This window comes from Nguyenibacter vanlangensis, from assembly GCF_013376155.1.
GTDB classification, from domain to species: domain Bacteria; phylum Pseudomonadota; class Alphaproteobacteria; order Acetobacterales; family Acetobacteraceae; genus Gluconacetobacter; species Gluconacetobacter vanlangensis.
Window position 1 is genome coordinate 1 of sequence record NZ_JABXXP010000730.1, and the last position, 1349, is coordinate 1349.

1 protein-coding gene and 1 pseudogene are annotated in these 1349 nt (G+C 66.8%); both read right to left on the minus strand.

Annotated elements, in window-relative coordinates; translation table 11 throughout:
• Positions 1-211: pseudogene (locus HUK84_RS18490) on the minus strand (MATE family efflux transporter); the annotation flags it as partial.
• Between the two features lie 121 nt (positions 212-332).
• A complete protein-coding gene (locus HUK84_RS18495; protein WP_176641539.1) occupies positions 333-1061 on the minus strand; it encodes a TetR/AcrR family transcriptional regulator in 729 nt (242 codons plus the stop codon).
• Positions 1062-1349: the final 288 nt, after the last annotated feature.

A 1349-nucleotide genomic window follows, 5' to 3' on the forward strand; every position in this document is an offset into this window, starting at 1 on the left:
CGATCTGCCGCGCGGTGACGGCGCCCAGCCCGATCGACATGCCGATCGACACCGCGATCTGCACATAGCCCACCGCGCCGGTGAAGCCGACCGCCGCCGTCAGGGCCGGATCGCGCAGCCGCGAGATGTAGAACAGGTTGAGCAGGTCGACCGCGAAGACCGCCATCAGCCCGATCGCCCCCGTCCCGGCCATGACGACGACGTGGCGCATGATGGAGCCGGTGCAGAAACGGGCGGTCCGGCCGGCGGTCCTGGAGGGAGGTCCTGCGGTCATTGCCGGGATGATAGCCTCTTTCCCGGCGGGCGGAAGCCCGCCCGTGGCGTTCAGGCCGTCAGGCCGCCGGAGAATGGCGGCAGCGAGGCGGCGGGGGCAGGCCGCGCAGGAAGATGCGGACCCAGCGGCGGATATTCGCTTCGAGTTCCAGCCGGGTGAGCGGCTTGTTGCAATAGAACAGTTCGGCCAGGACCATCTTGCCGACGGTCATGTTGAACAGGCCGCGCCCCAGGTCCTCGACGTCGTCGATCGCATAGGTGCCGGCGTCCCGCTGGCGGTGCAGCCAGGCCTCGACCTGGTTGCTGTTTCCGCTGATCTCGATGCCCTCCATGATCTTGCGGATCTCGCCGGCGTCGCGGATCTCGCCGACGATGGCGCGCGTCAGGCTCATCCGGTCGGGCTGCAGGATGCTGCCCGCGATCGACAGCAGGATCTGCACCAGCTCCTCCTCGGGCCCCACGTTGGGGCAGGGGCACCAGGCGCGGTACTTCATGTCGAACAGGCGCTCGCGGATCAGGGTCTGGAACAGGTCCAGCTTCGAGGCGAACATCTGGTAGATCGTCTTCTTGGACATACCCGACAGATGGGCCAGCTTGTCCATCGAGGCGCCGTGATAGCCGTTGTTGCGCAGCACCTCGCACGCCGCCTGGATGATCAGCTCGCGCCGTTCGCCGCCCTCGAGTACCGGGGGGCGGCCGGGGCATCGCCTTTCGGCGCCGGGCCTTGTTCGCTCCCCGGAGCGGGAAGAGAGCGCAAGGTCCGAAATCGTGGCCCCGGTTGCGGGCATTCGCGGGTCTCCTTCACGGAACGGTGTGGCGGGCTATTGACCCGAATTTAGAAACGAAATAGTTTCCGATCAAGAAAACCTAACAGTTTCCTTATGCCGGTCGTGCATGGGTCGGTTTCGCAATGCATATCGCCATGCGATTCCCTCCTGTCCAGTCCCGGCGATCACGTCCTCCTGGGTTGAAAACACGCAATGACGTCCCCTCGCCCCCACCGCGCCACCCTTCTTGCCGCCTGCGCCGCACTGGCGCTGGCCGGCTGCGACCGCAAGCCGGCGGCCCCGCCTGCG

Coding starts and splice junctions, on each gene's coding strand:
- HUK84_RS18495 (WP_176641539.1), bottom strand. CDS start 1,061: ATGCCCGCAACCGGGGCCACGATTTCGGACCTTGCGCTCTCTTCCCGC.